General features: G+C 67.4%; 15 protein-coding genes. 12 read left to right on the plus strand and 3 right to left on the minus strand.

Annotated features, from left to right (window positions below; genetic code table 11):
- Positions 1-34: 34 nt before the first annotated feature.
- Complete coding sequence (gene groES, locus shn_RS03630; RefSeq protein WP_064329194.1) at positions 35-331, minus strand: co-chaperone GroES; 297 nt, start codon at positions 329-331, stop codon at positions 35-37.
- Positions 332-651: 320 nt separating this feature from the next.
- On the opposite strand from groES, the gene shn_RS03635 reads away from it, so the two are divergent.
- The 5 genes from shn_RS03635 to shn_RS03655 all read left to right on the plus strand — a co-directional run bounded on the left by shn_RS03635 (position 652) and on the right by shn_RS03655 (position 7,083).
- A complete protein-coding gene (locus shn_RS03635; protein ID WP_064329195.1) occupies positions 652-1,500 on the plus strand; it encodes a TIGR01459 family HAD-type hydrolase in 849 nt (282 codons plus the stop codon).
- Between the two features lie 19 nt (positions 1,501-1,519).
- Entirely contained in the window at positions 1,520-2,500 is a 981-nt protein-coding gene (locus shn_RS03640; protein ID WP_064329196.1) for a bifunctional riboflavin kinase/FAD synthetase, read from the plus strand.
- 418 nt (positions 2,501-2,918) lie between these two features.
- Positions 2,919-5,810 (plus strand): isoleucine--tRNA ligase, encoded by a 2,892-nt coding sequence (gene ileS / locus shn_RS03645; RefSeq protein ID WP_064329197.1) that lies wholly within the window; start codon positions 2,919-2,921, stop codon positions 5,808-5,810.
- A 169-nt stretch (positions 5,811-5,979) separates the two neighbouring features.
- A complete protein-coding gene (locus tag shn_RS03650; protein WP_064329198.1) occupies positions 5,980-6,594 on the plus strand; it encodes a hypothetical protein in 615 nt (204 codons plus the stop codon).
- A gap of 3 nt (positions 6,595-6,597) precedes the next feature.
- The gene (locus shn_RS03655) at positions 6,598-7,083 is read left to right on the plus strand and encodes a GNAT family N-acetyltransferase (protein ID WP_064329199.1); all 486 of its coding nucleotides are present in this window, start codon (positions 6,598-6,600) and stop codon (positions 7,081-7,083) included.
- Here shn_RS03655 and shn_RS03660 read toward each other — a convergent pair whose 3' ends face one another.
- Positions 7,084-7,527: a nucleoside deaminase gene (locus shn_RS03660; RefSeq protein WP_064329200.1), complete on the minus strand. Its 444-nt coding sequence runs from the start codon at positions 7,525-7,527 to the stop codon at positions 7,084-7,086. It lies immediately after the preceding gene.
- Between the two features lie 70 nt (positions 7,528-7,597).
- Between shn_RS03660 and shn_RS03665 the strand changes: the two genes are divergently transcribed.
- Genes shn_RS03665 through shn_RS03675 form a run of 3 tightly spaced genes read left to right on the plus strand, consistent with a single transcriptional unit; the run spans position 7,598 to position 10,963 of the window.
- Positions 7,598-9,487 carry a pseudouridine synthase gene (locus shn_RS03665; protein ID WP_064329201.1) on the plus strand — a complete coding sequence of 630 codons (1,890 nt, stop codon included), beginning with the start codon at positions 7,598-7,600 and terminating at the stop codon, positions 9,485-9,487.
- A 6-nt stretch (positions 9,488-9,493) separates the two neighbouring features.
- Positions 9,494-10,054 (plus strand): 16S rRNA (guanine(966)-N(2))-methyltransferase RsmD, encoded by a 561-nt coding sequence (gene rsmD, locus shn_RS03670; RefSeq protein ID WP_064329202.1) that lies wholly within the window; start codon positions 9,494-9,496, stop codon positions 10,052-10,054.
- A gap of 42 nt (positions 10,055-10,096) precedes the next feature.
- Positions 10,097-10,963 carry a patatin-like phospholipase family protein gene (locus shn_RS03675; protein WP_064329203.1) on the plus strand — a complete coding sequence of 289 codons (867 nt, stop codon included), beginning with the start codon at positions 10,097-10,099 and terminating at the stop codon, positions 10,961-10,963.
- Between the two features lie 202 nt (positions 10,964-11,165).
- Here shn_RS03675 and shn_RS03680 read toward each other — a convergent pair whose 3' ends face one another.
- The gene (locus tag shn_RS03680) at positions 11,166-12,950 is read right to left on the minus strand and encodes a monovalent cation:proton antiporter-2 (CPA2) family protein (protein WP_064329204.1); all 1,785 of its coding nucleotides are present in this window, start codon (positions 12,948-12,950) and stop codon (positions 11,166-11,168) included.
- A gap of 110 nt (positions 12,951-13,060) precedes the next feature.
- Between shn_RS03680 and shn_RS03685 the strand changes: the two genes are divergently transcribed.
- The 4 genes from shn_RS03685 to waaA all read left to right on the plus strand — a co-directional run bounded on the left by shn_RS03685 (position 13,061) and on the right by waaA (position 16,938).
- Positions 13,061-14,407, plus strand: coding sequence for a TldD/PmbA family protein (locus shn_RS03685; RefSeq protein WP_064329205.1), 1,347 nt, complete (start codon positions 13,061-13,063; stop codon positions 14,405-14,407).
- Positions 14,408-14,411: 4 nt separating this feature from the next.
- Positions 14,412-15,218 (plus strand): 3'(2'),5'-bisphosphate nucleotidase CysQ, encoded by an 807-nt coding sequence (locus tag shn_RS03690; RefSeq protein ID WP_064329206.1) that lies wholly within the window; start codon positions 14,412-14,414, stop codon positions 15,216-15,218.
- 61 nt (positions 15,219-15,279) lie between these two features.
- A complete protein-coding gene (locus shn_RS03695) occupies positions 15,280-15,516 on the plus strand; it encodes a DUF4170 domain-containing protein (protein WP_064329207.1) in 237 nt (78 codons plus the stop codon).
- 108 nt (positions 15,517-15,624) lie between these two features.
- A complete protein-coding gene (gene waaA / locus shn_RS03700) occupies positions 15,625-16,938 on the plus strand; it encodes a lipid IV(A) 3-deoxy-D-manno-octulosonic acid transferase (RefSeq protein WP_064329208.1) in 1,314 nt (437 codons plus the stop codon).
- The last annotated feature ends 8 nt before the right edge of the window (positions 16,939-16,946 follow it).

The raw sequence follows: 16,946 nt of genomic DNA on the forward strand, positions 1-16,946 counted from the left end.
GTGTCAGCGGAATTGGGAAAGGGTTATCGGCAGATCAGCCGATGATGCCCATGATGTCGGCTTCCTTCATGATCAGAAGGTCTTCGCCGTCGAGCTTGACTTCGGTGCCCGACCACTTGCCGAACAGGACGCGGTCGCCGGCCTTGACGTCCAGCGGAACAACCTTGCCGCTTTCATCGCGGGCGCCGGAGCCGACGGCGACGACTTCGCCTTCCTGCGGCTTTTCCTTGGCGGTGTCCGGAATGATGATGCCGCCCTTGGTCTTGGCTTCGGATTCGACGCGACGAACGACGACGCGGTCGTGAAGCGGGCGGAAGGTGGTGCTTGCCATTGTCTTTTCCCTCGATCAAATGACATTGCGGATCGCGAGACGGATCCGATGGATTGATGTTAGCACTCGTCTCCTTTGAGTGCTAGCGATGCCGAGATAGGCGGCGGAGCGCCTGGAGTCAAGAACGACGCCCGCAAAATATTTCGCCCGGAATGGTTACCGCAGCCGCCAGATGGGAGCGCCATCGCACGCCATCAAGTCAGCGCGATGAATTTTCATTCCTTTCCCCGTTGATCGAGCAAAATTGTGTGGAGAGGCTTGTTTTCTTGGCCTCGCTTTGCGATGTCAGCCGGGCTCGACCTCGATACGGGAATCCCCTGATGGCTCAACGCATCCAATCCTTCAGCGACATTGCCGCGCACTATGACGTGGTGCTCTGCGACGTCTGGGGCGTCCTGCACAATGGCGTCGAAGCTTTCTCCTATGCTTCCGAGGCTCTTGCCGCGGCCCGTGCCGCCGGCCTTGCCGTCGTGCTGATCACCAATTCCCCGCGTCCGCATCCCGGCGTGAAGGTGCAGATCCGCGGCCTCGGCGTCACCGACGACGCCTATGACCGGATCGTCACGTCCGGCGACGTCACCCGCGCGCTGATCGCCGAAGGGCCGAAGAAGATCTATTTCATCGGTGCCGAAAAGGACCTGCCGCTGCTTGACGGCCTCGGCGTCGAGCCGGTCGGCCTGGAGGAGGCCGGCATTGTCGTCTGCGCGGGCCTGCGCAGCGACGAGACGGAAACCGTCGAGGATTACCGCGCCGAGCTGACGGCGCTCGCGGCGAGAAAGCTGCCCTTCATCTGCGCCAATCCCGATCTCGTCGTCGAGCGCGGTCACCGGCTCATTCCCTGCGCCGGCGCGATCGCCAAGCTCTATGAGGAACTCGGCTGCACGAGCCAGATCGCCGGCAAGCCGCATCGGCCGATCTATGAGAAATCGATCGCCGAAGCGCGCGAGGTGCACGGCGATTTCGACCTGTCGCGGGTGATCGCCATCGGCGACGGCATGCCGACGGACGTGCGCGGCGCGGAAGCCTTCGGCCTCGACGTGCTCTATATTTCGGGCGGCATCCATGCGCAGCATTATGTCGAGGGCGGCCGTACCGACGAGGCGAAGCTGGAGGCTTTCCTGAAGGCGGAGGGCGCGCACCCGAAATGGTGGATGCCCAGGCTGCAGTGACGGGACGGAGACGGTCGTCATGACGGTATTTCACAGGAACGAAACCAAGGAGCCGCTGCCGGAGCGCCTGCGCGGCGGCGTCGTCGCCATCGGCAATTTCGACGGCGTGCATCGCGGCCACCAGGCCGTGCTGCAACGGGCGCTCGATATCGCCAAAGATCGTGGCATCCCCGCCCTGGTGCTGACCTTCGAGCCGCATCCGCGCACGGTCTTCCGCCCGGAGCGCCCGGTCTTCCGCCTGACGCCGGCGCCGCTGAAGGCCCGCATCCTCGAAGGCATGGGTTTTTCCGCCGTCATCGAATACCCGTTCGACCGCAGTTTTTCCGAAATGTCGGCGCATGATTTCATCCGCGCCGTGCTGATGGACTGGCTGCACGCCTCCGAGGTCGTCACCGGCTTCGATTTCCACTTCGGCAGGGGCAGGGAAGGCGGACCAGCCTTCCTGATGGCCGCCGGCGAGGATAACGGCTTCGGCGTGACGCTGGTCGACGCCTTCCGCGACGAGAACGCCTCGGTCATCTCCTCCAGCTTCATCCGCGCGCTGCTCGGCGAGGGCGCCGTCGCGGAGGCCGCCGGCCAGCTCGGCTATCGCTACACGGTCGAGGCGGAGGTCATCGGCGGCAAGCAGCTCGGCCGCACGCTCGGCTATCCGACCGCCAACATGCAGCTTCCGCCGGAGGTCGAACTGCGCAACGGCATCTACGCCGTGCGTTTCCGCCGCCCCGACGGCAGCCTCCATGACGGCGTCGCCAGCTACGGCCGCCGCCCGACGGTGGACGCCAACGGCGCGCCGCTGCTCGAAACCTTCCTCTTCGATTTCGCCGGCGATCTCTACGGCGAAGTCTGCGCCGTCTCCTTCTTCGGCCACCTGCGCGACGAACTGAAGTTCGACGGCCTCGATGCGCTGGTCGTGCAGATGAAGCGCGACGAGGAGGAGGCACGGGCGCTGCTCTCCGGTGTTTCGTCGCTGGGGCCGATTGACCGACGGCTCTGTTTCTGATCGCAAGCGGCGGCCTTACCGTCGGCAATTTGTTGACGAACCTTGCCCCATTCTCCTTCGTCATCCTCGGGCTTGACCCGAGGATCCATTTTTTCAACGGCTTATGGATCCTCGGGTCAAGCCCGAGGATGACGAAGGAGAGGTTTGGCAGTCTTTGTCAGCGTCCCGCCGCGGCTTTGCCGCTCGTCATGTCTTTTCAAACCGCCCAAAACGCCGTAAGACCGCGCGCATGATGCTCAACCGGCTGACCATCGATCTGCGAATTAGTGGCCCGGCCTTCCGCGCGCTCTGAGCGAGGCCGGAAGGTCCGGGATTTCGGGCGTTTCGAAAACGCCCCCGCCGTCAGTGCCCATTGCATGACCTGACAACCTTCCCCGCATGCGCGAAAGATGCGCGCGACGAGACGATAGCCATACCCATGACCGATACACCCGAAAAAGTCGATTATTCGTCCACCCTCTACCTGCCGCAGACGGATTTCCCCATGCGCGCCGGCCTGCCGCAGAAGGAGCCGGAAACGGTGGCCCGCTGGCAGAAGATGGGTCTCTACAAGAAGCTGCGCGCGTCGGCTGCCGGCCGCGAGAAATTCGTGCTGCACGACGGCCCGCCCTATGCCAACGGCAACATCCATATCGGCCACGCGCTGAACAAGATCCTCAAGGACGTCATCAACCGCTCGTTCCAGATGCGCGGCTATGACGCCAACTACGTGCCCGGCTGGGACTGCCACGGCCTGCCGATCGAATGGAAGATCGAGGAGAAGTACCGCGAGAAGGGCAAGAACAAGGACGAGGTGCCGGTCAACGAATTCCGCAGGGAATGCCGTGACTTCGCCACCGGCTGGATCAAGATCCAGTCGGACGAGTTCAAGCGCCTCGGCATCGAGGGCGACTTCGACAATCCCTACACGACGATGAATTTCCATGCCGAGGCCCGCATCGCCGGCGAACTGCTGAAGATCGCCAGGAGCGGCCAGCTCTACCGCGGCTCCAAGCCCGTCATGTGGTCGGTCGTCGAGCGCACGGCGCTGGCGGAAGCGGAAGTCGAATATGCCGACGTCGAGAGCGACATGATCTGGGTGAAGTTCCCGATCGTGGAAGGCGCCGTCGACCTTCAGGGCAACTACGTCGTCATCTGGACGACCACGCCCTGGACGATCCCCGGCAACCGCGCCATCGCCTTTTCCTCGCGCTATCCCTATGGCCTGTTCGAAGTCGAAAGCGCCCAGAACGATTTCGGCCCGCAGCCCGGCGAGAAGCTGATCTTCGCGACGCGCCTTGCCGATGAGGCCGCCGCGAAGGCGAAGCTCACCTTCAGGTTCGTGCGCGATGTCGAGCCCGCGGAACTCGCTGCGCTCACCTGCGCCCATCCGCTGAAGGATCTCGGCTACACGTTCCCGGTTCCGCTGCTCGACGGCGACCATGTCACCGACGACGCCGGCACCGGCTTCGTGCACACGGCACCCAGCCACGGCCGCGAGGACTTCGACGCCTGGACGGCCAAGGCCCGCGAACTGGAAGCGCGCGGCATCTCCTCGAAGATCCCGTTCCCGGTCGACGACGCCGGCTTCTACACCGCCGACGCTCCCGGCTTCGAGGGCGCGCGCGTCATGGACGACAACGGCAAGAAGGGCGATGCCAACGAGCGCGTCATCAAGGCGCTGATCGCTTCCAACACCCTGTTCGCCCGCGGTCGCCTGAAGCACTCCTACCCGCATTCCTGGCGCTCCAAGAAGCCGGTGATCTTCCGCAACACGCCGCAATGGTTCGTCTACATGGACAAGGAGCTCGGCGACGGCACCACGCTGCGCTCGCGCTCGCTCGCGGCCATCGACGATACCCGCTTCGTGCCCGCCACCGGCCAGAACCGCCTGCGCGCCATGATCGAAAGCCGCCCGGACTGGGTGCTCTCGCGCCAGCGTGCCTGGGGCGTGCCGATCGCCGTCTTCGCCGACGAGAACGGCGAGGTGCTCATCGATGACGCCGTCAACGCCCGCATCCTCGAAGCCTTCGAAAAGGAGGGCGCCGACGCCTGGTTCGCCGAGGGCGCCAAGGAGCGCTTCCTCGGCGGCGACCACGACCCGGCCAAATGGACGCAGGTCATGGACATCCTCGACGTCTGGTTCGATTCGGGCTCGACGCACACCTTCACGCTCGAGGACCGCCCCGACCTGAAATGGCCGGCCGACGTCTATCTCGAAGGCTCCGACCAGCATCGCGGCTGGTTCCATTCCTCGCTGCTCGAAAGCTGCGCGACGCGCGGCCGCGCGCCCTACGACGCCGTCGTCACGCATGGTTTCACCATGGACGAGAAGGGCGAGAAGATGTCGAAGTCCAAGGGCAACGTCGTCTCGCCGCAGGACGTGATGAAGGAATCGGGCGCCGACATCCTGCGCCTCTGGGTCATGACGACGGACTACTGGGAAGACCAGCGCCTCGGCAAGACGATCATCCAGACCAACATCGACGCCTACCGCAAGCTGCGTAACACGGTGCGCTGGATGCTGGGCACGCTGGCGCACGACACGGGCGAGGAGATCGCCCATGCCGACATGCCGGAGCTGGAAAGGCTGATGCTGCACCGGCTGTCGGAACTCGATGCGCTCGTGCGCGAGGGCTATGACGCCTTCGACTTCAAGAAGATCGCCCGCGCTCTGATCGACTTCTCCAATGTCGAGCTCTCGGCCTTCTACTTCGACGTCCGGAAGGACGCGCTCTACTGCGACGCCCCGTCCTCGCTGAAGCGCCGCGCCAGCCTCTGCGTCATCCGCAAGCTGTTCGAATGCCTCGTCACCTGGCTCGCCCCCATGCTGCCCTTCACGATGGAAGAGGCCTGGCTGTCACGCAAGCCCGATGCCGTCTCGGTACACCTCGAACAGTTCCCGGCCGTCCCGGCCGGATGGCGTGACGATGCGCTCGAAGCCAAGTGGGAGAAGATCCGCGCCGTGCGTTCGGTCGTCACCGGCGCGCTGGAGATCGAACGCCGCGAGAAGCGTATCGGCGCTTCGCTGGAGGCCGCCCCGGTGGTCTCGATCGCCGATCCGGAGCTGCTTGCCGCGCTCGAAGGCCAGGATTTCGCGGAAATCTGCATCACATCGGCCATCACCGTGGTCGCCGGCGACGGCCCGGCCGAGGCCTTCCACCTTGCGGACGTCGCCAAGGTCGCCGTCGAGCCGAAGCTTGCGGAAGGTCAGAAATGCGCCCGGTCCTGGCGCATCACGACGGATGTCGGCAGCGACCCGGACTATCCCGATGTCTCGGCCCGTGATGCCGCGGCGCTGCGCGAGATCGGCTTCCGCCGCGCGGCCTGAACGCCGCAGCTCTGTTGGCGGCCGGCGCTTTCCGGCCGTCAATCTTCCCGGGTGAATTGCACTCGCTGCCGTCATCCGGTAATGCTGCCTGAAAATGGTCGGATTTTTCCGCCATGGGACGGCGGCCGTGCCCGGGCCTTGGGGCGCCGGCCCTGCTGGAAGGGTATTCATGGGAATGACGCGAAAAATTCGGGTGCGTACCGGCCTGCTCGGTCTCTTGGGCGCAAGCTTCGTCCTGACCGGCTGCATGGGTCCGACCTACGGCACGGGCAAGACCGCCGGCGAGCAGCTTGTGGAAGACGTCGGCAACGCCGTCATGATTCGCCCCGACAACAAGGAAGCGAAGAACATCCGCTACCAGCCGCGCGGCAGCCTCGTCGTGCCGAAGGACCAGCTCGCGCTGACCACGCCGCAGCAGTCCGTCGCCAGCAAGGACAATCCGGAATGGCTGGAAAGTCCGGAGGATATGCGCGAGCGCCTGCGCGCCGAGGCGGATGAAAACAGCAACAGCACGACCTTCCGCTCGCCGCTCGCCTCGCAGGGCACGACGAACCGCAAGCTTTCCGCGGCTGAGCAGACCGCCGCCTATCGCGATGCACGCCGCCTGCAGATGGGCGCCTATGCCGACAAGCGCCGCTACCTGAGCGATCCGCCGCTGGATTACCGCCGCCTTCCCGAGGAGGCCCAGGCCGATCTCGGCGAGCCGGAAAAGGTCAAGGAGCGCCGCCGCAAGAAGGAAGCGAAGGCGGCCAAGCAGAGCGGTTCTTCCTGGTGGCCGTTCTAAGCCATGACGGCCTATCGCATTCGTCCGGCGTCGATTGACGACGCCGCGACCATCCTGCGTTTCATCCGGGAACTGGCCGATTACGAGAAGGCCCTCGACGCGGTCGAGGCGACGGAGGAGACCATCGCATCCTCGCTGTTCGGCGAGGGGTCCGTCACCCGTGCGGTGATCTGCGAGACGGCAGCGGGCGAGCCGGCCGGCTCCGCCATCTTCTTCAAGACCTATTCCACCTGGCAGGCGAAGAACGGCCTCTATCTCGAGGATCTCTATGTGACGCCCGCCCATCGCGGCGCTGGCGTCGGCAAGATGCTGCTGCGCCATCTCGCCCGCATCGCGGTGGAAGAGGGCTGCGGGCGCTTCGAATGGAGCGTGCTCGACTGGAACACGCCGGCCATCCGCGTCTATGACGCGCTCGGCGCCGAGCCGCAGTCGGAATGGATCCGCTATCGCCTCGACGGCGACAGGCTGAAGACGTTCGCGGCGGGCTGATCAGCGCCGCTCGGCAAAAAACGTCTTCAGGATCTCCGCCGCTTCCAGGTCGCCGATGCCGGAATAGACGTCCGGTGCGTGGTGGCAGGTCGGCTGGGCGAAGAAGCGCACGCCATTGTCCACCGCGCCGCCCTTCGGGTCTTCCGCGCCGTAGTAGAGCCGGCGGATGCGGGCGAAGGAAATGGCGGCGGCGCAGAGCGTGCAGGGCTCCAGCGTCACGTAGAGGTCGGCGCCGGCAAGGCGTTCCTGCCCGAGTTTTGCGGCGGCCGCGCGGATGACGGCGACCTCGGCATGGGCGGTCACATCCTTCTCCGCCCGCGTGCGGTTGCCGGCGCTGGCGATGACCGCGCCGTCCATGACCAGCACCGCCCCGACAGGCACTTCGCCGCGCGCGCCGGCCGTGCGGGCTTCCTCAAGCGCGATCTCCATGAAGCGATTTGTCATTGACGGCACGAATTCCTCTTAACCCCGGACGCCTGACCTGATAGGACACGGCAAAACGCAGGCAACACAAATGACATCCAAAGACAAGCCAAAACGGCCGGGCGCCAAGCCCGCGGGCCGTGATCACAAGCCGCGCGGCGCATCGGCCGCTGCCGGCAAGAAGCCCTTTTCCGCCGGCAAGCCGTCGGGCGCCAAGACGCCGTTCGCGGGCAAGTCCGCCCCGCGCGACGGCAAGCCAGCCCGCGCCGCCAAGCCAGCGCCGGCCGCGCCCGCCGGCGCCGAGCTGGCGCCGGAGCGCATCTCCAAGCTGCTGGCGCGCGCCGGCGTCGCCTCGCGCCGCGATGTCGAGCGCATGATCATGGAGGGCCGGGTCAGCGTGAACGGTAAGGTGCTGGACACGCCCGTGCTCAACGCCACGCTTGCCGACCATATCGAAGTGGACGGCGTGCCGATCCGCGGCATCGAGCGCACGCGCCTCTGGCTCTACCACAAGCCTGCCGGCCTGGTGACGACCAATGCCGACCCCGAGGGCCGCCCGACCGTCTTCGAGAACCTGCCCGAGGACCTGCCGCGCGTCATGTCCGTCGGCCGCCTCGACATCAACACCGAAGGCCTCCTGCTCTTGACCAATGACGGCGGCCTCGCGCGCATGCTGGAGCTGCCGACCACGGGCTGGCTGCGGCGCTACCGCGTGCGCGCCCACGGCAAGATCGAGCAGGCCGACCTGGACAAGCTGAAGGAGGGCATCGCCGTCGACGGCGTGCTCTACGGCGCGATCGATGCGACGCTCGACAAGACGCAGGGCACCAATGTCTGGCTGACGCTGGGGCTTCGCGAAGGCAAGAACCGCGAGGTCAAGAACGTACTCGGCGCGCTCGGCCTCGACGTGAACCGCCTGATCCGCATTTCCTACGGCCCCTTCCAGCTCGGCGAACTGCCGGAGGGCCACGCCCAGGAGATCCGCGGCCGCACGCTGCGCGACCAGCTCGGCCCGCGCCTCATCGAGGAATCCAAGGCGAATTTCGACGCGCCGCTGTTCGACCACGCATCTGCCGATGCCGACGAAAAGCCGGCGCCGAAGAGCCGCAGCGAGGCTCCGGCCCGGGGCGAAAAGCCGGCCGGCCGGCGCGAGAAGCCGGAGGACCGCCGCGAGCAGGCCCGTGCCCGCCTCGACACCCGGCGCGACGACCGCTTCGCCGACAAGCCGCAGGGCGGCGGCCGTGGCCGCGACGAGGACCGTTTCGATGGCAAGCCGAAGCGCGAGCCCGCCGTGCGCGCCCGCAAGTCGAATGTCTGGATGGCGCCCGGCGCGCGCCCCGTTGCCGAGAAGAAGGCGGAGACCGCCGAGGGCGTGAAGCGCGAGTCGCGCGAACGCCCCGAAGGCGCGCCGAAGACCAAGCGCTACGGCCGCACCGCCGAAGGCACGCTGACGCGTTCGGCCAAGAGGTTCGACCCGGACCGCAAGGGTCCGGCCCGCGGCCGTCCCGGCGACGACCGGGCGGAAAAGCCGCGCATCCTGAAGACGCGCGACGCGGACGGCGAATGGATCCGCGCCAGCGAGCCGGAGACGCGGGACCGCGACGACGGCGGCCGCGGCGGTTTCGGCCGCAAGCGCTCCGGCGCGGGCGACGACCGCTCTTCCCGTGATTTCGCCGATCGCTCGCCGCGCGGCGAGCGTCGGCCCCGTGCGGAAGGCGAACGCTCCTTCGGGGATCGTCCGGCCCGCGGCGACCGCAAGCCTCGCGCGGAAGGCGAGCGCTCCTTCGGCGACCGCAAGCCGCGCGCAGAGGGTGAACGGTCCTTCGGGGATCGCCCGCCGCGCCGCGATGGCGGCAAGCCGTTCGGTGGAAAACCCGGCGGCAAGTCCTTCGGCGGCAAGCCGGGCGGGCGTCCCTCCGGCGGCAAGCCCGGTGGTGGTCGCCCGGCAGGCGGCAGCCGCCCGCGCGGCAAGGGGAAGTAAGCGGCCGTGCGCATCGTCGGCGGGGAATTCCGCGGCCGTTCGCTCGCGACGCCGAAGTCGGACGATATCCGCCCGACGACGGACCGCACCCGCGAAAGCCTGTTCAACATCCTCTCGCACGCCTATCCCGAGGCGCTCGACGGCACGCGTGTGCTCGATCTCTTCGCCGGCACCGGCGCCGTCGGCCTGGAGGCGCTGTCGCGTGGCGCGCGCGCGGTGCTCTTCGTCGAGCAGGGCGTCGAGGGCAGGGGACTCTTGCATTCCAACATCGAGGCGCTCGGCGTGATCGGCCGCGCGAAGATCTTCCGGCGCGATGCGACGGCGCTCGGCGGTGTCGGCACGATGGAGCCGTTCCATCTGCTCTTCGCCGACCCGCCCTATGCCAGGGGCCTCGGCGAGCGGGCGCTCGACGCGGCAGCCCGCGGCGGCTGGCTCGTCGAGGGTGCCCTTGCGATCCTCGAGGAGCGCGCCGATATTCAGCCTGCCGCCGTCGATGGCTACGAGCTGCTGGAGGTCCGCACCTTCGGCGACACGCGCATGCATTTCTACCGCTACCGCCCCGGCTGATCCTTTCGCCGGCGCTGCCGAAACGAACCGGAGACCTGAGCCATGACCGACGCCCTCGTTTCCGCAAGCAAGCCGCAGGCCGACGGTCCGACCGTCGCCATCGCGCTTGGCGGCGGCGGGGCACGTGGGCTCGCCCATATCCATGTGATCGAGGTGCTGGACGAACTCGGCATCCGCCCGGTGCTGATCTCCGGCGCCTCGATCGGCGCCGTCATGGGCGCGGCCATGGCGGCCGGCATGACGGGCCGGGAAATCCGCGCGCACACGCTCGCCGCCATCGGCCATCCGGGCCGCATCATGAACCGCCTCTGGAGCCTCCGGCCCACCCGCTTTTCCGAGGTCGTCGCCCGCGGTTTCCGCGTCGGCCAGTTCGACCTGGAACGCATCCTCACGGCTTTCCTGCCGGAAAGGCTGCCGGAGACCTTCGAAGGGCTCTCCATTCCCCTGAAGATCGTCACCGCGGATTACTACGCCCAGTGCGAATGCGTCTGCGACAGCGGCCCGCTCTTGCCGGCGATCGCGGCCTCCGCCGCGCTGCCCGCCGTCTTCCGCCCGGTGGTGATAAACGGCCGGGTGATGATCGACGGCGGCCTGTGGAACCCGGTGCCCTTCGATCATCTCCTCGGCAAGGCGGACATCACCATCGGCGTCGACGTCATCGGCCACCCGCCCGCCGGCACGGCCGGCATGCCCAACAGCATCGACAGCCTCTACGGCGCCACCCAGCTCACCATGCGCTCCATCGTCACGCTGAAGCTGGAAAAGGGTGCGCCGGACATCTTCCTCCGCCCCGATGTCGGCCGCTTCCGCGTGCTCGATTTCGTCAAGGCCGATGAGGTGCTGACGGCCTCCGCTGGCATCCGCGACGAGCTGAAGCGGGCGCTGGATGAGAAGCTGTCGGCGGTTTGAGGCGACGGGCATAGTCCGCATCCGGGATACCCCCTCTGCCCTGCCGGGCATCTCCCCCTCAAGGGGGAGATTGGATGGAGAACCGTCTCGCCCATCTCCAGCGTTGCTGATCGAGCAGGTCTTTTGCGCCTTGCCGATCTCCCCCTTGAGGGGGAGGTGCCCGGCAGGGCAGAGGGGGGACTTTCCAGGTGAGAGGTCCCCCTCAGGCACTCTCCTCCTCGTCCAGCGCCAGCTTCCTCGGCTTGACCAGCGGTTCCGGCTTCACCGGCTTGGTGTGCAGCATGTGCCGGCCGGCGGCAAGGCCCTCGACGGCCTGCAGCTCCAGCCGGGCGAGGTCGCGGCGACGGATGTCGTCGCCGATCGCCTGGGCGTCGTCCGGCTCCACGCCGAGTTCCTCCAGCGTTTCCCGGCCGAAGACGAGGGCGGATTCGAAGGTCTCGCGCACGTCGTGCTGCACGCCCCGTCCGCGCAGCGACAGCGTGTGCACCCGGTCGTAGGAGCGCACGAAGAGCGTGGCATTGGGATATTCCGACTGTACGAGGTCGACGATGCGGTCCGTCGTCGCCTTGCCCTGGGTGCAGACGGCGACGATCTTGGCGCGCTCGATGCCGGCGGCGCGCAGCACGTCCTTGCGCGTGCCGTCGCCGAAATAGATGCGGAAGCCGAAGCTCGCCGCCTGGCGCACGCGGTCGGTCGAATGGTCGATGACGGTGACCTCGCGCCCGCCGGCAAGGAGGATCTGCGCGGCGATCTGGCCGAAGCGCGAGAAGCCGATCATCAGCACGTCCGCGCCCGCGCCCTCGAAATCCTCCTCCATCTCTTCCTCGATGTCCTCGACGATGAGGAAGCGCGAGAGCGCCGCGGCGATCGGCGTCAGCGCCATGGAGATGGTGACGATGGCGATCAGCAGCGAGGCGAGGCCGCCGGAAAAGATGCCGGCGGCCGACGCTGCGGTGAACAGCACGAAGCCGAACTCGCCGCCTTGCGGCAGCACGAGCGCGATGCGCACCGCATCGTTGTGCGGGGACCCGGTGAAGCGGCAGAGGCCGTAGATGACGAGGCTCTTCACCAGCATCACGGCGGGGGTGGCGATGAGGATCGTCAGCCAACGGGAAAAGACGACGTCGAGATGCAGCGACAGGCCGACGGCCATGAAGAACAGGCCGAGCAGGATGCCGCGGAAGGGCTCGACATCCGCCTGCAGTTCATGGCGATAGGAGGAATCGGCCAGCAGCACGCCGGCGAGGAAAGCGCCCATCGCCATGGAGAGCCCGGCCATCTGAAGGAGCATGGCGGCGGCCAGCACGACGAAGAGCGCGGCGGCGATCATCGCCTCGCGCGCGCCGGTGCGGGCGATCACCTGGAACAGCGGGTTGAGCAGGTAGCGGCCGGCGGCAAACAGCGCCGCGATGGCGCCGATGGCGACAAGGAAGTCCTCGAAGGCCGTCGTCGTGTCGTGCGGCGCCTGTTCTGCGAGCAGCGGGATCACCGCCAGCAGCGGCACGATGGCGAGGTCCTGCAGGAGCAGCATGGAAAAGGCCCGCTGGCCGTAGCGCGTGTTGATGTCGCCCCGCTCGTCGAGGATCTGCATGGTGAAGGCGGTGGAAGAGAGCGCGAGGCCGAAGCCGATGATCAGCGCCCCGTCCCACCGTTCGAGGCCGCAGGCGAGGGTCAGGCCGGCGAGCGCAAGCCCGGTGACGACGACCTGCGCCATGCCGAGCCCGAAGATGTCGTGCCGCATCGCCCACAGGCGCGAGGGCTTCAGTTCCAGCCCGATCAGGAAGAGCAGGAAGACGACGCCGAGTTCGGCGACGCCCAGCAGTTCCTCCCCGTCGCGGATCTGGTGCAGGATCGGACCGATCACCACCCCGGCGGCGAGATAGCCGAGAATGGTGCCGAGGCCCAGCCGCTTGAAGATCGGCGCGGCCAGCAGCGCCCCGCCGAGCATCATGAGGACCTCGTTGTACGGGCTGTGGGTATAGGCCATGCGGAGGGCTTTCTTCTGATGGGACGCCGGCAACGCGGCAAAAAAGGAGCGGCCTCCCTTGATGCCCGTGCGCGTGCACAATAAATGGGGCAGCAAAGAAAGGCCAAGTCATGTCAGAGACGATCGATTCCGCAAGCCTTCTCGCGCGTGCCGGTGAACTCATCGACCGCGCCGTACAAGCAGGGGCGGATGCGGCCGATGCCGTCGTCGTCCGGGGGCGCTCCTCCTCCGTCAGCGTGCGGCTCGGCAAGGTCGAGGGCACGGAGGCCTCCGAGAGTGACGACTTCTCGCTGCGCGTCTTCGTCGGCCGGCGCGTCGCCAGCGTCTCGGCCAATCCCGGCTTCGACCTGAAGGTGCTCGCCGAGCGCGCCGTCGCCATGGCCAAGGCCTCGCCGGAAGACCCCTATGCCACGCTCGCCGGTGAGGCGGATCTTGCCAAGGACTGGCCGGACCTCGAACTCTTCGATCCGACCGAGGTCTCCGCCGATCAACTGACCGAGGCGGCGCTTGCCGCGGAGGCCGCCGCGCTCGCCGTCCCCGGCATCACCAATTCCGGCGGCAGCGGGGCCTCGGCCGGCATGGGCGGCCTGGTGCTCGCCACCTCGCACGGCTTTTCCGGCGCCTACAGCGCCAGCCGCTTCGGCCGCTCCGTCAGCGTCATCGCGGGCGAGGGCACGAAGATGGAGCGCGACTACGACTTCGATTCGAGCCTCTATTTCGCCGATCTGCGCGATGCCGAAGAGATCGGCCGAGAGGCGGCCGCCCGCGCCGTGCGCCGGCTCAACCCGCGCCAGGTGCCGACCGCGAAGAACGTCACCGTCGTCTACGATCCGCGCGTGGCGCGCGGCATTGCCGGTCACATCGCGGGCGCGATCAACGGCGCCGCCGTCGCCCGCAAGACGAGCTTCCTGCGCGACCGCATGGGCCAGCAGGTGCTGAAGGCGGGCCTGTCCGTCACCGACGATCCGCTGATCGTGCGCGGCTCGTCCTCGCGTCCCTTCGACGGCGAGGGTGTGCGCGGCCAGCGCCTCACGATGATCGAGGACGGCGTGCTCAAGCACTGGTTCCTCTCCACCTCCACGGCCAACGAGCTCGGCCTGAAAACCAACGGGCGTGGCGTGCGCGGCGGCACGGCGGTCAACCCGGCCTCGACGAACCTTGCGCTGGAACCCGGCGACATTGCGCCGGAGGACCTGATCCGCTCCGTCGGCACCGGCTTCTACGTCACCGAGCTGATCGGCCAGGGCGTCAACATGGTGACGGGCGAATATTCGCGCGGTGCTTCCGGCTACTGGATCGAGAACGGCGAGCTGACCTTCGCGGTCTCGGAGGTGACGATCGCCTCCAATCTCGTCGACATGTTCCTGCGCATCACGCCGGCAAGCGACATCGACCGCTCGTTCGGCACCGCCGCGCCGACGCTCGCCATCGAAGGCATGACGCTTGCCGGGACGTGAGACCATGCCGAGCCCCGCCACCGCCTGGACCGCCGACCTCGATCTTCTCACCGGTGCCGCGCGGCTTGCGGGGGCCCGGGCGCTCGATTTCTTCCGCAAGGGACCGGAGGTCTGGTGGAAGAATGGCGGCCGCTCGCCGGTGAGCGCGGCCGATTTCGCGGCCAACGACATCCTCAAGAAGGAGCTGCTCTCCGCCCGGCCGAACTACGGCTGGCTCTCGGAGGAGACCGACGACGATGCCGGCCGGCTCGACTGCGAGACGGTCTTCGTCATCGACCCGATCGACGGCACGCGCGCCTTCATCGCCGGCAAGGACGTGTGGTGCGTCAGCGCCGCCGTGGTGCACAGAGGCCGCCCGGTCGCCGGCGTCCTCTTCGCCCCGGCGCTCGACGAACTCTTCACCGCGGCGGCCGGCGGCGCGGCGCTGAAGAACGGCCAGCCGATCCGCGCGACCGATCCGGACGCCGCCCGCCCGACGCGCATCGCCGCGCCCGAGGACATGGCGCACGGCATCGACCGGCACATGATCGGCGGCGTGCAGCGCATCTCCCATGTGCCCTCGCTCGCCTACCGCCTCGCCATGGTGGCGGACGGGCGCATCGACGCAACGCTGGTGAAGCGCAACGCCCACGACTGGGATCTGGCGGCCGCCGATCTCATCCTCGCGCAGGCCGGCGGCGCGCTCGTCATGCTCGACGGCGAGGCGCTGTCCTACAACCGGCCGGCCGTCAGCCACGACACGCTGGCGGCGGCCGGACTGTCCCGGCTTTCCGGGCTTGTCGAGGCCTCCCGGCACCTTGCCGGCCATTGACCTTTGATGCGGAATACCGCAAACCCATTGCCGAAATCGGCATCATGAAAAGAGAGAAAACATGACCGAAAGCAAAGAACCGAAACAGCTCCTCCATCTGGTTTTCGGCGGCGAACTGACGACGCTGGCAGACATGCAGTTCCGTGATCTCAACGATCTCGATATCGTCGGAATCTTCCCCGACTATGCCTCCGCGCTCACCGCCTGGAAGTCGAAGGCACAGCAGACCGTGGACAATGCGCATATGCGCTATTTCATCGTGCACATGCACCGGCTTCTGGATCCGCAGCAGAACTGAGGCGCGTTTCCCGACACCGTTCCGCGCGGCTCGACGCCGCGCCGAACCAGAGACCGGACCTTCCATGATCCCGAACAAGACGAAAGCTGCAACCAAGGTCACCTGCGCATGAGCAGGCGCCTCGCCCGTTTCGCGCTTTCGCTTTACCGCTGGGGCGGCGTCGCGCTCTATCCGATCGTCAGCCCCTATCTCACGTTCCGGGCCGCCAAGGGCAAGGAAGACCGTTCCCGCCGCCGCGAGCGCTACGGCTATGCCAGCGTGCCGCGCCCGGCGGGGCCGCTCGTCTGGTTCCATGCGGCCAGCGTCGGCGAGACCAACGCGGTAATCCCGCTCATCAAGGAAGTGCGCCGCCGCGGCATCGCCGTGCTGCTGACGACGGGGACGATCACGTCCGCCAAGGTCGTGCGCGACCGCCTGGGCACGGATGTCATCCACCAGTATGTGCCGCTCGACCTGAAGCCGGCGATCAGCCGGTTCCTGGAATACTGGCATCCCGACCTTGCCATCATGGCGGAATCGGAGATCTGGCCGATGACCATCCTGGAGCTCGGCAAGCGCCATATCCCGCAGGTCCTGGTCAACGGGCGCATCTCGGATCGCTCCTTCCCGCGCTGGAAGCGGCGCCATGCCATCGCCGACGCCATCTTCGAGAATTTCGCCCTCGTCATCGCCCAGTCGGAGCTCGATGCCGACCGGTTCCGCACGCTCGGCGCCCTGCCGGTGCTGGTCTCCGGCAACCTCAAGGTCGACACGGACGCGCCGCCGGCCGATTCCGCCGTACTGCGCAGCTATCTCGACCAGATCCAGGGCCGGCGCACCTGGGCGGCGATCTCCACCTTCGAAGGCGAGGAGGCGGCCGCCGGCGATGTGCACCGGGTGCTGAAGGAACGCACGGGCCTGCTCACCATCATCGTGCCGCGCCATCCCGAGCGCAGCGACGCCATTGCCGACATGCTGGAGGCGCGGGGCCTGAAGGTCGCCCGCCGCACGCGCGGCGACGTTCTGACGCCGCAGACCGACATCTTCCTCGGCGACACGATCGGCGAGATGGGCCTCTACCTCCGCATGACGGAGATCGCCTTCGTCGGCCGCTCGCTGTTCGCCGAAGGCGGGCAGAACCCGCTGGAGCCGGCCATGCTCGGCTGCGCGATCCTGTCCGGCGGCAATGTGCAGAACTTCCGCGAGGCCTACCAGCAGCTCGCCCGCAACGGCAGCGCCAAGATGGTGCGCGACACGGAGATGCTGGCCAAGGGCGTGCACTATCTCCTTGTCAACGACGAGATGCGCAAGCAGATGATCGAGGCCGGGCAGGAGACCGTGCAGGAGATGCGCGGGGCGCTGCGCGCCACCATCAAGGGGCTGGAGCCCTATATCAACCCGCTCACCGTGAAGGCGCGGCTGCATCCGCGCCAGACGTCCTGACGAAAGGC

The organism is Shinella sp. HZN7 (genome assembly GCF_001652565.1).
Lineage (GTDB): Bacteria > Pseudomonadota > Alphaproteobacteria > Rhizobiales > Rhizobiaceae > Shinella > Shinella granuli.